Here is a 12,361-nt window from a genome sequence, read left to right as displayed (position 1 = left end):
ACCGTGGCCGCGTCATTCAAGCTTGATGTTCGCGTCCTTCACCACCTTCGACCACCGCGTCATTTCCTGTTTGACGTAGTCCATGAATCCGCTCGGCGTGGAACCGGTCGGCACATAGCCGAGATCGCCCACGGTCTTGCGGAACTGCGGGTCGGCCAGCACCTGCGCCACGGCCTTGTTGAGCGTGTTGATGACCGGTGCCGGTGTGCCCGCGGGCGCCAGCAGGCCATACCAGCCTTCCACCTCATAGCCCTTGAGGCCGGCCTCCTGGATGGTCGGGGTGTCGGGCGTCAGCGACAGCCGCTGCGTGCTGGTCACGCCGATCACGCGCAGCCTGCCGGCCTGTGCCTGGTTCAGGCTGTCGGGGCCGGCGAACACCGCGTTCACCTCGCCGCCCATCGCGGCGGCGATCGACGGGCCGCCGCCCTTGTAGGGCACGTGCAGCAGCTTCACGCCGGCCATCGTCGAGAACAACTCCAGCGCAAGGTGACTCGTGTTGCCGTTACCGGCGGAGCCCACCGATACCTGGCCCGGATGCGCCTTTGCGTAGCTCAGGAACTCCTGCACGGTCTTCGGCCCGAATTTGGGATTGGTGTACAGCACGAGCGGGAGCTTGGCGACCATCGAGACGGGCGCGAAGTCCTTGACCGAGTCGTACGGCAGATTGGGATACAGGCTCGGGTTGATCGCATGCGCGGCCAGCACCATGACCAGCGTGTAGCCGTCGGGGTTGGCGCGCGCGACATACTGCGTCGCGATCGAGCCGCTTGCACCGGCCTTGTACTGCACGACCACCGGCACGCCGAGCGCCTTCTGCAATCCGGCCGACAGCGGCCGCGCGACCACATCCGCGGTGCCGCCGGGCGGGTACGGAATCACGAGCTCGATCGGCCGATCGGGGAAGGCGGCCGCGCTCGCGGCCGTGGCGGCAGAGAACAGCACGCCGCCGATAAATTGTCTGATCTTGTTGTTCATTTGTCTCGCTCCATCTGTCTGGCCAACTATCTGCTTTTCCAGGTCAAAGTCTGATCATCGGTTCCGCGAACGTAAGCTGTGCCTCGGTCACGGCCTGCAACGCCTGCGGCGTCATGCCTTCCACCATCGCCTGCACGACGAAGCCCTTTTCCGGATCCACCGCGATGACCGCGAGATCGGTGTAGACGACGTCGACCGCGCCCTTGCCGGTGAGCGGGAACGTGCAGCGCTCGAGCAGCCGGGGCTTGCCCTCGCGCGTGGTGTGTTCCATCACCACGATGACCTTGCGCGCGCCGGCCACGAGGTCCATCGCGCCGCCGATACCCGGCACGCCTTCGGTGTCGTCGGTGGCCCAGCTTGCGATGTCGCCGTCGCTGGACACCTGAAACGCGCCGAGGATCGTGGCGTCGAGATGGCCGCCGCGCATCATCGCGAACGACAGCGACTGGTCGCAGATCGACGATCCGAGAATCAGCTGCACGCGTGCCTTGCTGGCGTTGATCAGGTCTTCGTCGCCTTCGTCGCCGGGCGTCAGGTCGCCGATGCCGAGGATGCCGTTCTCGCTGTGGAGCACGATCTCCTTCTTCGGGTCGAGGTACTTCGCGACCAGCGTCGGCATGCCGAGGCCGATGTTCACGTAGCTGCCCGGCGCGATATCGTCGGCCACGCGTTGCGCGACCGCGTCGCGGCTCAGTTTCTTGATGGTGTTCATTGCTGGCTGTCCTTCCGCACGACCCTGCTCACGAAAATTCCCGGCGTCACGATCTGCTCGGGCGGCAGCGTGCCGAGCGGGACGATCTCATCGACCTGCACGATCGCGCATTTGGCGGCCGTGCACATCACGGGGCCGAAGCCCCTCGCCGCAAGGCGGTACGTGAGGTTGCCCCAGCGGTCGGCGTGGTGTCCCTTCACGAGCGCGAAGTCCGCGTGCAGCGGCTCCTCGAGGACGTAGCCGCGTCCGTCGTACACGGTCTGCGGCTTGCCCTCGGCGATGGGCGTGCCGTAGCCGGTCGGCGTATAGAACGGGCCAAGGCCGGCGCCGGCCGCGCGCATGCGTTCGATCAGCGTGCCCTGCGGTACGAGTTCGAGCGCGATCTTCTTCTCCTTGTACAACGCGCGGAACACGTCGCCGCCCGAGGACTTGGGATAGGTGCAGATCATCTTGCGCACGCGTCCGGCCGCCAGCAGCGCGGCTAGGCCCGTGGTGCCGGTGCCGGCGTTGTTGCTGATGACGGTAAGGTCGCGCGCCCCCTGCTCGATGAGCGCATGGAGCAGTTCGACGGGCAGCCCGGCATCGCCGAAGCCCGTCACCATGATGGTGGCGCCGTCGTGGATGCCCGCCACCGCGTCGCGCAGCGTGGGTGCAATCTTGTTGATCATGTCGTGTCCCGTATGAAGCGTTGCGGCTACAGCGCGGCCGCGGTGCCGAGAATCGCCGTGGACTGGCTCGAGAGCGTCGCGCCGTTGCCATGCACGAGCGCGATCTCCGCGCGTTGCTGGCGTTCGCCCGCTTCACCGCGCAGTTGCCGCACGGCCTCGATGATCAGGAACACGCCATACATGCCCGGATGCCCGAACGAGAGGCCGCCCCCGTTCGTGTTGACGGGCAGCGAGCCGCCGGGCGCGATATTGCCGCCGCTCACGAAGTTGCCGCCTTCGCCCTTGGGGCAGAAGCCGAGATCTTCGAGGAAGAGAATGGTATTGATCGTGAATGCATCGTAGAGGCATAGCAGATCGATATCGTCCTTGCCGACGCCGGCCATGCGATAGGCGCGCGCGCCCGATTCCTGCGCGGCGGTCACGGTCAGGTCGTGCATCGAGGAGATCTGGCGGTGCCAGATGGCCGACGCATTGCCGAGCACGTATGCCGGCGCGTGGGGCGTGTCCCTGGCGCGATCGGCGCGCACGAGGACGAATGCGCCGGCGCCGTCGGTCAGGAGGCAGCAGTCGCGAATGGTCAGCGGGTCGCAGATCATGCGCGACGACAGCACGTCGTCGATGGTCAGCGGATCGCGCGAGAACGCCTCCGGATTGAGGCGCGCCCACGCACGCGCCGCCACGGCGACTTCGGCGAGCTGTTCGCGCGTGGTGCCGTACTGCGCCATATGGCGCGCGGCGGCCAGCGCGTAGGCGCTGATCGGCTGCATGGGCTGGTAAGGGGTTTCATAGGGCTGGGGATCGAGCACCTGGCGCATCTTCGTCACGGCAGCGCGATCGACGGCGCCCGTACGCTGGGTACTGCCGTAGCAGACCAGGACCGCATTGCATTCGCCCGAGGCAAGCGCGTGCATCGCGGGCAGCAGATGGGCCACGAAGCTGGAGCCGCCTAGCATCGTGCTGTCGAGGAACGTCGGGCGAATGCCGAGATACTCGGCCACGGGCATGCCCCACATCGTCGCCGAGGCGCTGCACGTGCACAGGCCGTCGATATCGGCCATGGTCATGCCGGCGTCGGCCACCGCGCGCGCGGCGGCCTGGGCGAGGATCTCCATTTCGGTGAAGCCATGGGCCGTGCCCATGCCGGCTTGTCCCACCCCGACGATCGCGGTGGCCCCGCGCAGATTGCTGTCGCTCATGCCGCCGCCTCCGCGCGTTCGAACACCACGAGGTGAGTGTCGCCGTCCTTGCGCACCGTCGCGCGGACACGGTCACCGATCTTCGGGACCGTCGCATCGACGCCATCGACGCGGCTCATCATGCGGAAGCCTTCGTCGAGATCGACGAGGCACAGGTTGCGATCGCCACCGGCTTCGGCGGGGCGGCGCATGACCGTGGTCGAGTAGATGGTGCCGCCGCCGGCAGGCGCGACCCAGTCGAAGGTGTCGGCACCGCAGGCCAGGCAGTTCACGCGCGGAAAGAACACGAACGTGCCGCAGCCGCGGCACTTCGGCACGCGCCATTCGCCGGCCTGCAGATAGCGGAAATAGGTTTGTTCAGGACCGACGGGCTGCGTGCCGTCCTGAGCGGTGGGTTTGGGCATGGTATGTCTCGCTGCGTCTTTTCTTATGGATCAGATCGGGTCCCAGCACACGACGTCGGGCGAACGCTCGAGGTCATGGAAGCTGGTCTGCATTGCGGGGATGGCGACCTCCGCGATGCGCTCGGGCGTCCAGCCGTCGCTGCAATGCACGGACCGCACGGGCCGGGGCTGGCTGAACAGCAGGATCTCGTTCGCGCGCACGCCGAAGATCTGTCCGGTGACGGCACGGGCCGCATCGCTGGCGAGGTACACGGCCATCGGCGCGATCTTGTGCGCCTCCATTTTCTTGAGCTTTTCCACGCGCGCGGCTTCCTCGGGCGTGTTGGCCGGAATCGAGTCCGTCATGCGGCTCCACGCGAACGGCGCGATGCAGTTCGAGCGCACGTTGAACTTCTGCATGTCCAGCGCGATCGATTTCGACAGCGCGGCAATCCCGAGCTTGGCGGCGGAATAGTTCGCCTGCCCGAAGTTGCCGATCAGACCGGAGGTGGACGTCATATGCACGTAGGCGCCGCCGTTCTGGGCCTTGAAGTGCGGTGCCGCGGCGCGGCTGACGAAGAAGGTGCCGTGCAGATGCACGTCGATGACGGCGCGCCATTCTTCCTCGTTCATGTTGTGGAAGAAGCGGTCGCGCAGATTGCCGGCGTTGTTGATGACGCCGTCGATGCGGCCGAAATGGTCGAGCGCGCTGGCCACGATGCTGGCGGCGCCCTGCCATGTGGTCACGCTGTCCGTGTTGGCGACGGCGGTGCCGCCGGCCGCGCGGATCTCCTCGACCAGACGGTCGGTGACCGTGCCGTCGCCGCCTTGTCCCGTCAGGGACACCCCGACGTCATTGACGACGACTTTTGCGCCCGCCGATGCCAGCGCCAATGCGATCCCGCGGCCGATGCCGCCGCAGGCGCCCGTCACCACCACTACCTTGCCTTCCATGTCTGCCTCGCTTGGTTCGAATCTTTTTATGTTCGAACATATTCTGTGGCATGGACATATGGAAGTCAAGGCAACCGCGATGCGGCGGCGGGCGGCTGTGGTGTGATGCTGGCGCCGCGCGCGGCGGGAGGCGATTCAGCGCATGGCGAACGCCGGCACCGTGCGCACGATCTCGCGATCGTCGATGGGCCAGTGCAGCGCGGCGGCGACGACCCCGAGCGCCATCGCGCAGAGCCACACGAGGTCGTAGGAATGTGTGGCCTCGAATACGGCGCCCCCGAGCCAGACGCCAAGGAACGAGCCGAGCTGATGCCCGAAGAACACGAAGCCGAACAGCGTCGCCAGATAGCGCACACCGAAGATCTGCGACACGATGCCGTTGGTCAGCGGTACGGTGCCTAGCCACATGAAGCCCATCGCGGCGGCGAACAGATAGAGGCTCGCGGACGTGACCGGCAGCAGCACGAACAGCGCCATCGCGGCCGTGCGCAGCAGGTAGATGGCGGAGAGCAGGTATTTGCGCGTATAGCGCGCGCCAAGCAGGCCGAACGCATAGATACCGGCGACGTTCGACAGCGCGATGATCGCAAGCGCCGCCATGCCGTCGGCCGGGCGCATGCCCTTGTCGACGAGATACGCGGGCAGGTGGCTCGCAATAAAGGCCAGTTGAAAGCCGCAGGCGAGAAAGCCGAGATTCAGCAGCCAGAAGCCCGAGTGGCCAAAGGCCTCGCGCAGCGCGGGCAGCAGGCGCGGCTGCGCCGCGGTGTCGCTCTCCGCGGCCGCATCCGGCCTGCGGTCCTGAAACGGCAGCCCCATCGGCAGCAGTGCCAGCGCGAAGATACCGAGCCACATCAGCGCGCCGCGCCATCCGAGGCCGGACAGCATCGCCTGCGCGGCCGGCACCAGCAGGAACTGCCCGATACCGCCAATGGCGCCCGCCACGCCGAGCGCCCAGCTGCGCCGTGCGGGCGGCACCATGCGGCTCAGCGCGCCGTACACCACGCCGAAGGTCGTGCCCGATTGCGCGATGCCGATGCAGATGCCGCCGGTCCAGATCAACGACTGGACTGTCGTGGCATGCGTCATCGCGATCAGCCCGATGCCGTACAGCAGCAGCCCGCCGGCCATGACCTTCCACGAGCCGAAGCGATCGGCAAGCATGCCCGTGAGGGGCTGCGCGAGGCCCCATGTGAGGTTTTGCACCGCCATCGCGAGGCCGAAGCTCTCGCGCGTCCAGCCGCGGTCCATGATGATGGGCAGGAGGAACATGCCCTGCACATGGCGCACGCCGAGGGCGATGCCCATGACCAGACCGCCCGCGAGCACGAGGCCCCAGGTCGTTTGCCACCAGCGTTGTGGAGAGTGTTCCATCGAATTGTTCCGGCGCGGATTGGGATGCCCTGATTTCAGTCGATGCGCGCGCCGTCTGCAAACGATATTTGGCCGAGTTTGCCATTCCTGCTGCGCATGGCAGCAGCTGGACGGCCATGTTTTAATGGAGGCATTCCGCTTTTACGCATGAGGGTTCCGCATGTCCGTGGCGCTTGCGAGACTGTTTCCACTCGATCTGCTCAAGGGCTTCGTTGCCGTGGGCCGGCGCATGAGCGTGACGCAGGCCGCGGACGATCTGTGCCTGACGCAGTCGGCCGTGAGCCGGCAGATCCGCGCGCTCGAGGACCAGCTCGGCGTGCAGCTGTTCGTCCGGCAGCATCGCGGCGTTGCTTTCACGCCCGAGGGCGAGCGGCTGTTCCGGACGGCCGATGCCGCACTGCAGCAGGTGCAGGACGTGGCGGCCGAAATCCGGCGCGGAGAAGGGCACCAGCCCGTCACGGTCACCGCGAGCATCGGCGTTGCCGGGCTGTGGCTGCTGCCCCGGCTCAATACGCTGCAGCGCCGGTATCCCCATCTCGACGTGCGGCTGTCCGCGAGCAACCAGATCAGCGACCTGCGTGCCGACGGTATCGACCTCGCCATTCGGTATTGCCGCGAGGCCGCCGCGCCCGCGGGCGCACTGCGGCTGTTCGGTGAGACGATCGCGCCCGTCGCGCATCCTTCGCTGGGTGTGGAGGCGGGGACGGGCGTCGACGCGCTCGCGCGTTATCCGCTGCTCGACTTCGACGACCCGCGACCGTGGCTGCAATGGCGGAGCTGGCTCAACCAGCGCGGCTATCGGCAGGCGAGCAAGCGCGGCATCCTGCGGTTCAATCTCTATGACCAGACCATCCACGCGGCGCTGGCCGGGCAGGGCGTCGCGCTGGGACGGCTCCAGCTGATCCAGCCGCTGATCGACGGCGGTCAGCTGATGGTCGTGCCGGGCCTGGCCGACCGGGTGCCGAGTCCCAATGCCTACTGGCTGATCCACGCGAGCGACCACCCGCGCGAGGACGTGCGGCGCGTTGCCGACTGGATTCGCAGCGAAGCGTCGATCGCGCATAGCGCGGGTTCGCCGCCGGGCGCGCTCACGAAGTAGCGGCCGCGCGCGGTCACCCGGTAGCAGTCGCCGGGCGAGAGCACCACGTCATCCACGAAGCAGCCGCGCGCCTCCGCGGTCAGCCATAGCATGCCCTCACGGCAGCGGAGGATGTCGCCGGGCCGCAGCGTCAGCGCGATGCAGGCGCGGTCGACAAGGATGGCAAGGTTCGTGTCCATGGGGGGCTCCGGTACGTGTCTTCAGTGTGAGCCTTGCGCGAAGGGCCTGCCATGAGCGATGCGTAGCGCAGCCATGCGGGCGCGGCATGCGGCGGCGGCCACGCGTCAAGGCCTGCGTTGCCGTAGCGACACAGGTAGTCGCCCTCGCGCGGATGTGCTGGCAGAATCTAATGTCTTACACACATGACATAGCGCCCCCAATGACCATTCGAAATCGCTTCAATGCCTTGCAGCTGGTCCGTTCGTCCATGGTTGCCGCACCCGTCGCGATGCTCGTGCTCGCGAGCCACGGCGCCGGTGCGCAGACGTTTCCCGTCGGCCCCGTGTCGCCGGCGGTGGACGGCGCGTACACGAAGCTGGAAAGCGCGCCGCTCGTGAAGAAGGTGCTGGCCGATATGCAGGCCGACGACGCGCGGACGCTGGCCGAACTGAAGACGATGACGCAGATCCCGTCGCCGCCGTTCAAGGAGAAGCAGCGTGCCGAATATTTTCTGTCGCGGCTGAAGGCGCTGGGGCTGTCCGATGCGCATATGGATAGCGAGGGCAATGCGATCGGCGTGCGCAAGGGCACCGGCAACGGTCCCCGCATCGTCGTGTCCGCGCACCTCGACACCGTGTTTCCCGAAGGCACCGACGTGACCGTCAAGGAGCGCGACGGCAAGCTCTATGCGCCGGGCATCGCCGACGATACGCGCGGGCTCGCCGTGCTGCTGTCGATGATCAAGGTGCTCAACGACAACAAGGTACGCACGGTCGGCGATATCGTGTTCGTCGGCAATGTGGGGGAAGAAGAACTGGGCAACCTGCGTGGCATGAAGGCGCTGTTCCGCGACCATCCGGATATCGACGGCATGGTGGGCCTCGAGCCCGGTACCGGCGGCAGCGTGCTGACGCAGGGCACGGGCAGCCATCGCTACGAGATCACGTTCCGGGGTCCGGGCGGGCATAGCTTCGGCGCGTTCGGACTGCCGAGCGCGATCCATGCGATGGGCCGTGCCATCGGCAAGATCAGCGATGTGCGCACGCCGACCGACCCGAAGACCACGTTCACCGTCGGTACCGTGGGTGGCGGTACCTCGGTGAACGCGATCGCCGGCGATGCGCGCATGGCGATCGATATCCGTTCGAACGGCACGCCTGCGCTGCTGGAGACGGAAAAGCAGATCATGGCGGCGATCGAAGCCGGCGTGAACGAGGAGAACAAGCGCTGGTCGCCCGAAGCGAAGAACCAGATCACCTTCGAGAAGAAGCTGATCGGCGATCGCCCGGCGGGCCAGACCGCGACGGATTCGGTCATCGTGCAGTCCGCGGTGCGCGTGATTCAGGGCAACGGCAAGGAGAAGCCTTCGCTGCGTGGCGGCAGTACCGACGCGAACGTGCCGATGTCGCTCGGGATTCCCGCGGTGATCCTGGGCAGCGGCGGCAAGTCCGGCGGTTCGCACTCGCGCGACGAGTGGTTCGATCCGACCCATGCGTGGGAAGGTGCCCAGCTGGCGATGACGACCGTGCTGGGCCTCGTCGGCGTCGAGGGCGTGGTGCAGCCCGTGCTGCCCAGGCGCGCGCGCTGATTGCCGGCTACCTCGGTAACGTCGGGATCTGCTGTGGCGCACCGCCCGGCAACGGGGTCTGCGCCACGTTGAGCACGGCCGCCAGCATGCTGTAGTAGCCGTTGATCGCAATCAGATCGATCACACCGCGTTCGCCGAAGCGATCCTTCACACGCGCGTAGGTGGGATCGCTCACGCTGCGGTTGCGCAGCAGTTCGTCGATGAAGTCGTAGACCATCTCCTCGTCCGCGGTCATGCCCGTCGGCCGGCGTCCTTCCGCGATGGCCTGCGTCACCGCGGGCGACACGCCCGCCTTGACCGCCAGCTTCTGGTGGGCCAGCCACTCGTACTGATTGCTCCAGTCGCGCGCGGTCAGCAGGATCACGAACTCGCTCAGGCGCGCATCGAGCGCGCTTTCGTAACGCAGGTAGGATCCCATGCGCTGCAACCGGTTGAGTAGTTCGGGGCTGCGCAGCAGCGGCACCCACGGGCCCGCGCCGATATTGCGCGGGGTACCGCCGGCGGGGGTGCCTTCCGACAGCAGTTCGACCGATTTCTTCTGGGCATCGGAGAGTTTGTCGGCCGGAATCGGCGGCATACGGTCGTCCGCGGCCATGGCGTTACCGGCCAGCGTCGTGAGCGTGGCTGCGGTCAGGCCGGCGATCAGGGTTACCTTCAGGGCGTGCTTGAAAGTCATGTGGGGTGTCGTCCTCGTCGTGGTTTTTCCGCATCATCCACTCGGGTGATGACGGGCGCAATGATTTTCCTGCAGCATGCGACCAACGCCGAGGCGGAAAGCCCGCGTTGAACGGGGAGCATCGTGGCCGACGGGCGCGGCGGAATCGCCGCCGCGCCCCTGAAGCCTCCGGACCGGTGTCGCTGAACTACGCGATGGAAGGAGGGGGCAGCGTGAAAATCCCGCGCGCCGTATCAACGGGCGCGCAGCGCGTCCACGATGTTCATGCGGGCGGCGCGCAGTGCCGGAAGGAAGCCGCCGATCAGGCCCATGGCCATCGAGAACAGCAGTGTGCGCACGACGACGGATGGGGTCAGCAGAAAGCGGAACGACAGGTCGGCAAAGGTCTGGAAGTTGGTCGTGGAGAACGACGCGAACTGCATCAGCGCCGCGCCCATCAGGCCCGCGATGCCGCCAACGAGCCCCAGCAGGATCGCCTCGATCAGGAATGCCACCAGCACGTTCGCGCGCTTGAAGCCGAGTGCGCGCAGCGTGCCGATCTCGGCCACACGGTTGGCCACCGATGCATACATCGTGATCATGGCGCCGATCATCGCGGCGATCGAAAAGATGGTGGTCAGCGTGACGCCGAGGATATTGATGAACGTGGAGAGCGCACGCGACTGGTCGCTGTAGAACGTCTGCTCGCGCTTGGCCTCGTTGGCGAGGCGCGGATCGACGTCCACATCGGCGCGAAAGCGTTCGAACTGGTCGCCGTGCGCAAGGCGCACGATCATCGCCGAATAGTTGGTCCGCCGGAACGACTGCATCAGCTGATCCACATCGCCCCACACCTCGGAATCGAAGCCGCTGCCTCCCGCGTCGAAGTGGCCGACGACGGTCCAGTCGCGCTGGGCAAAGTGCAGGTGCTCGCCGATCTGCATGCCGCTGAAGCCCTTGGCGATCCCGCTGCCGACGACGATCTCGGACGAGCCCGGCCGGAACATCCTGCCGGCCGAGAGGCGGATCTGCGGACGCAGTTCCAGGCCTCTCGGCGACACGCCGCGGATGACGACGTTGGACGCCTTGTCCGAGCCGATCTTGTTCAGCGAGATCAGGACGATGGCTTCCTTCGACGACATCGGCCGGCCGTCCCCACCGAGCGCCACGGCGGGATGCATCTCCATGATGCTGGCCTGATCGCGATAGATCGCGCTCTGGATCTCGGTCTCGGCGCCCTTGCGGATGACGACGACGTTGTCCGGTTCGCCCGTGGTGACGAGCGTCTGCTTGAGTCCGGCATCGAGCATCAGCATCGTGGCATAGACGAAGACCACGAGCGCGAGCCCGCCCGCCGTCAGCGCGGTGGTCAGCCGGCGCGCCCACAGGTTGCGTGCGATATAGCTGAAGGGAATCGCCATTGCCGTCGCCTTCGCCTCCGCCTTACCCGATGGCCCGCAGGCCCTCGACGATGCGCACGCGCGCGGCCTGTATCGCCGGCACGATGCCCGCGACGATCCCGACGACGAGTGCGCACAGCGCCTGCATCTGCATCGTTTCGCGCGATACGCTGAACACCGGCAGCACGCCTCCGACGGCCTGCTTGAACGCGGCCGCCAGCGGCGGTGTGGCCAGCATGCCGATGGCGCCGCCGACGATGCCCATCAGGATGGACTCGCCGAACACGATCAACGCGAGAAAGCCCGGGCCGAACCCCAGTGCCTTGAGCGTGGCGTACTCCACCGTGCGCTCGCGCGCGCTCATGGCCATCGCGTTGGCCATCACGGCCATGATGATGACGATGACCACATACGACACGAGCCGGATGGCCGCGATGATCTGGTTGGACATCGCGACGAAGCCGAGCTGGAAGGCCTGCTCGGTCTCCGTGAGCGTTTCGGCCAGCGAGTTCTTGAATACGGCGTCCACGTTGCGCGAGATCGTCGCGGCGTTGTCCGGATCGGCCACGCCGAGCACGAAGACGCCGACCTGATCGACCTGGCGCGAGGCGCGCTTGCGTACGGTTTCGTTCAGGTAGTCCCAGTGGAAGAGCATCGTGCGCGTGATGGTGCTGGCGTCGCGCCCGTCGAAGATGCCGCGCACGATGAACTCCCATGTGCCGGGATAGATCGTGCCCTTGATCGGAATCACGTCGCCGACCTTGAAACCGAACTGGTCCGCGAGCTGGCGCCCCACGAGCGCGCCCTTGCGGTCGCGGTTGTAGTCGGTGCGTTGCGCCTCGGGCAGGATGAACTCGGGATACAGGTCGAGGTAGTTGTCCGATACCGCGAACTGCGCAAAGAAATTCTTGGGCTCGCGGTAGGTGCCGCCGAACCAGCTGGACCGCGCGATCAGCGTCACGCCGTCCACGCCGCGGATGCGGTTCTCGTAGCTCAGCGGCAGCGGAAAGACGAGCGAGATAGCGTTGCGCGTGATCAGGCGCGCGTTGGAGGCCGCGGAAGCCCCGGCATACCACGCGTCCACGACGGTCTGCAGCAGGCCGAACGCCAGCACCGCGATGACGAGCCCGAGCAGCGTCAGCGAGGTGCGCAGCTTGTGGCGCAGCAGATTCCGGGAGATCAGCTTGAGCACGTACATGTC

General features: G+C 66.7%; 12 protein-coding genes and 1 pseudogene. 2 read left to right on the top strand and 11 right to left on the bottom strand.

Going from position 1 to position 12,361, the window contains the following annotated elements; translation table 11 throughout:
- Window positions 1-12: 12 nt before the first annotated feature.
- The 7 genes from FOB72_RS26015 to FOB72_RS25985 form a co-directional block, all read right to left on the bottom strand.
- Complete coding sequence (locus FOB72_RS26015; protein ID WP_150375655.1) at window positions 13-975, bottom strand: tripartite tricarboxylate transporter substrate binding protein; 963 nt, start codon at window positions 973-975, stop codon at window positions 13-15.
- Between the two features lie 43 nt (window positions 976-1,018).
- Window positions 1,019-1,687 carry a 3-oxoacid CoA-transferase subunit B gene (locus FOB72_RS26010; RefSeq protein WP_150375653.1) on the bottom strand — a complete coding sequence of 223 codons (669 nt, stop codon included), beginning with the start codon at window positions 1,685-1,687 and terminating at the stop codon, window positions 1,019-1,021.
- A complete protein-coding gene (locus tag FOB72_RS26005) occupies window positions 1,684-2,355 on the bottom strand; it encodes a 3-oxoacid CoA-transferase subunit A (protein ID WP_150375651.1) in 672 nt (223 codons plus the stop codon). Before FOB72_RS26005 ends, FOB72_RS26010 begins: the two co-directional genes overlap by 4 nt.
- Before the next feature lie 26 nt (window positions 2,356-2,381).
- Window positions 2,382-3,551: an acetyl-CoA acetyltransferase gene (locus FOB72_RS26000; RefSeq protein ID WP_150375649.1), complete on the bottom strand. Its 1,170-nt coding sequence runs from the start codon at window positions 3,549-3,551 to the stop codon at window positions 2,382-2,384.
- Window positions 3,548-3,955, bottom strand: a complete 408-nt coding sequence (locus FOB72_RS25995) for a Zn-ribbon domain-containing OB-fold protein (protein ID WP_150375647.1) — start codon at window positions 3,953-3,955, stop codon at window positions 3,548-3,550. Before FOB72_RS25995 ends, FOB72_RS26000 begins: the two co-directional genes overlap by 4 nt.
- A gap of 30 nt (window positions 3,956-3,985) precedes the next feature.
- Entirely contained in the window at window positions 3,986-4,888 is a 903-nt protein-coding gene (locus FOB72_RS25990; RefSeq protein ID WP_150375645.1) for an SDR family NAD(P)-dependent oxidoreductase, read from the bottom strand.
- 135 nt (window positions 4,889-5,023) lie between these two features.
- Window positions 5,024-6,259, bottom strand: coding sequence for an MFS transporter (locus FOB72_RS25985; RefSeq protein WP_150375643.1), 1,236 nt, complete (start codon window positions 6,257-6,259; stop codon window positions 5,024-5,026).
- A gap of 160 nt (window positions 6,260-6,419) precedes the next feature.
- On the opposite strand from FOB72_RS25985, the gene FOB72_RS25980 reads away from it, so the two are divergent.
- Window positions 6,420-7,358 carry a LysR substrate-binding domain-containing protein gene (locus FOB72_RS25980; protein ID WP_150375641.1) on the top strand — a complete coding sequence of 313 codons (939 nt, stop codon included), beginning with the start codon at window positions 6,420-6,422 and terminating at the stop codon, window positions 7,356-7,358.
- A gap of 41 nt (window positions 7,359-7,399) precedes the next feature.
- On the opposite strand, the pseudogene FOB72_RS32840 reads toward FOB72_RS25980, so the two are convergent.
- Window positions 7,400-7,450 (bottom strand): annotated as a pseudogene (locus FOB72_RS32840) (hypothetical protein); the annotation flags it as partial.
- A 287-nt stretch (window positions 7,451-7,737) separates the two neighbouring features.
- Here FOB72_RS32840 and FOB72_RS25970 point away from each other — a divergent pair.
- Entirely contained in the window at window positions 7,738-9,105 is a 1,368-nt protein-coding gene (locus FOB72_RS25970) for a M20/M25/M40 family metallo-hydrolase (protein WP_150375637.1), read from the top strand.
- 7 nt (window positions 9,106-9,112) lie between these two features.
- Here the strand turns inward: FOB72_RS25970 and FOB72_RS25965 are convergent, their stop codons facing one another.
- The 3 genes from FOB72_RS25965 to FOB72_RS25955 all read right to left on the bottom strand — a co-directional run bounded on the left by FOB72_RS25965 (window position 9,113) and on the right by FOB72_RS25955 (window position 12,358).
- A complete protein-coding gene (locus FOB72_RS25965; protein WP_150375635.1) occupies window positions 9,113-9,781 on the bottom strand; it encodes a carboxymuconolactone decarboxylase family protein in 669 nt (222 codons plus the stop codon).
- 233 nt (window positions 9,782-10,014) lie between these two features.
- Window positions 10,015-11,181, bottom strand: coding sequence for an ABC transporter permease (locus FOB72_RS25960; RefSeq protein ID WP_150375633.1), 1,167 nt, complete (start codon window positions 11,179-11,181; stop codon window positions 10,015-10,017).
- 22 nt (window positions 11,182-11,203) lie between these two features.
- On the bottom strand, window positions 11,204-12,358 hold the full coding sequence (locus FOB72_RS25955) for an ABC transporter permease (RefSeq protein ID WP_150375631.1): 1,155 nt from the start codon (window positions 12,356-12,358) through the stop codon (window positions 11,204-11,206).
- Between the last annotated feature and the right edge of the window lie 3 nt (window positions 12,359-12,361).

It is taken from the genome of Cupriavidus pauculus (assembly GCF_008693385.1).
GTDB lineage: Bacteria > Pseudomonadota > Gammaproteobacteria > Burkholderiales > Burkholderiaceae > Cupriavidus > Cupriavidus pauculus_D.
Note: the sequence above shows the minus strand (reverse complement) of the source record. Positions and strands in the feature narration are given on the sequence as shown.

Coding starts and splice junctions, on each gene's coding strand:
- FOB72_RS25955 (WP_150375631.1), bottom strand. CDS start 12,358: ATGTACGTGCTCAAGCTGATCTCCCGGAATCTGCTGCGCCACAAGCTG.
- FOB72_RS26015 (WP_150375655.1), bottom strand. CDS start 975: ATGAACAACAAGATCAGACAATTTATCGGCGGCGTGCTGTTCTCTGCC.
- FOB72_RS26000 (WP_150375649.1), bottom strand. CDS start 3,551: ATGAGCGACAGCAATCTGCGCGGGGCCACCGCGATCGTCGGGGTGGGA.
- FOB72_RS25970 (WP_150375637.1), top strand. CDS start 7,738: ATGACCATTCGAAATCGCTTCAATGCCTTGCAGCTGGTCCGTTCGTCC.
- FOB72_RS25965 (WP_150375635.1), bottom strand. CDS start 9,781: ATGACTTTCAAGCACGCCCTGAAGGTAACCCTGATCGCCGGCCTGACC.
- FOB72_RS25990 (WP_150375645.1), bottom strand. CDS start 4,888: ATGGAAGGCAAGGTAGTGGTGGTGACGGGCGCCTGCGGCGGCATCGGC.
- FOB72_RS25980 (WP_150375641.1), top strand. CDS start 6,420: ATGTCCGTGGCGCTTGCGAGACTGTTTCCACTCGATCTGCTCAAGGGC.
- FOB72_RS25995 (WP_150375647.1), bottom strand. CDS start 3,955: ATGCCCAAACCCACCGCTCAGGACGGCACGCAGCCCGTCGGTCCTGAA.
- FOB72_RS26005 (WP_150375651.1), bottom strand. CDS start 2,355: ATGATCAACAAGATTGCACCCACGCTGCGCGACGCGGTGGCGGGCATC.
- FOB72_RS25985 (WP_150375643.1), bottom strand. CDS start 6,259: ATGGAACACTCTCCACAACGCTGGTGGCAAACGACCTGGGGCCTCGTG.
- FOB72_RS25960 (WP_150375633.1), bottom strand. CDS start 11,181: ATGGCGATTCCCTTCAGCTATATCGCACGCAACCTGTGGGCGCGCCGG.
- FOB72_RS26010 (WP_150375653.1), bottom strand. CDS start 1,687: ATGAACACCATCAAGAAACTGAGCCGCGACGCGGTCGCGCAACGCGTG.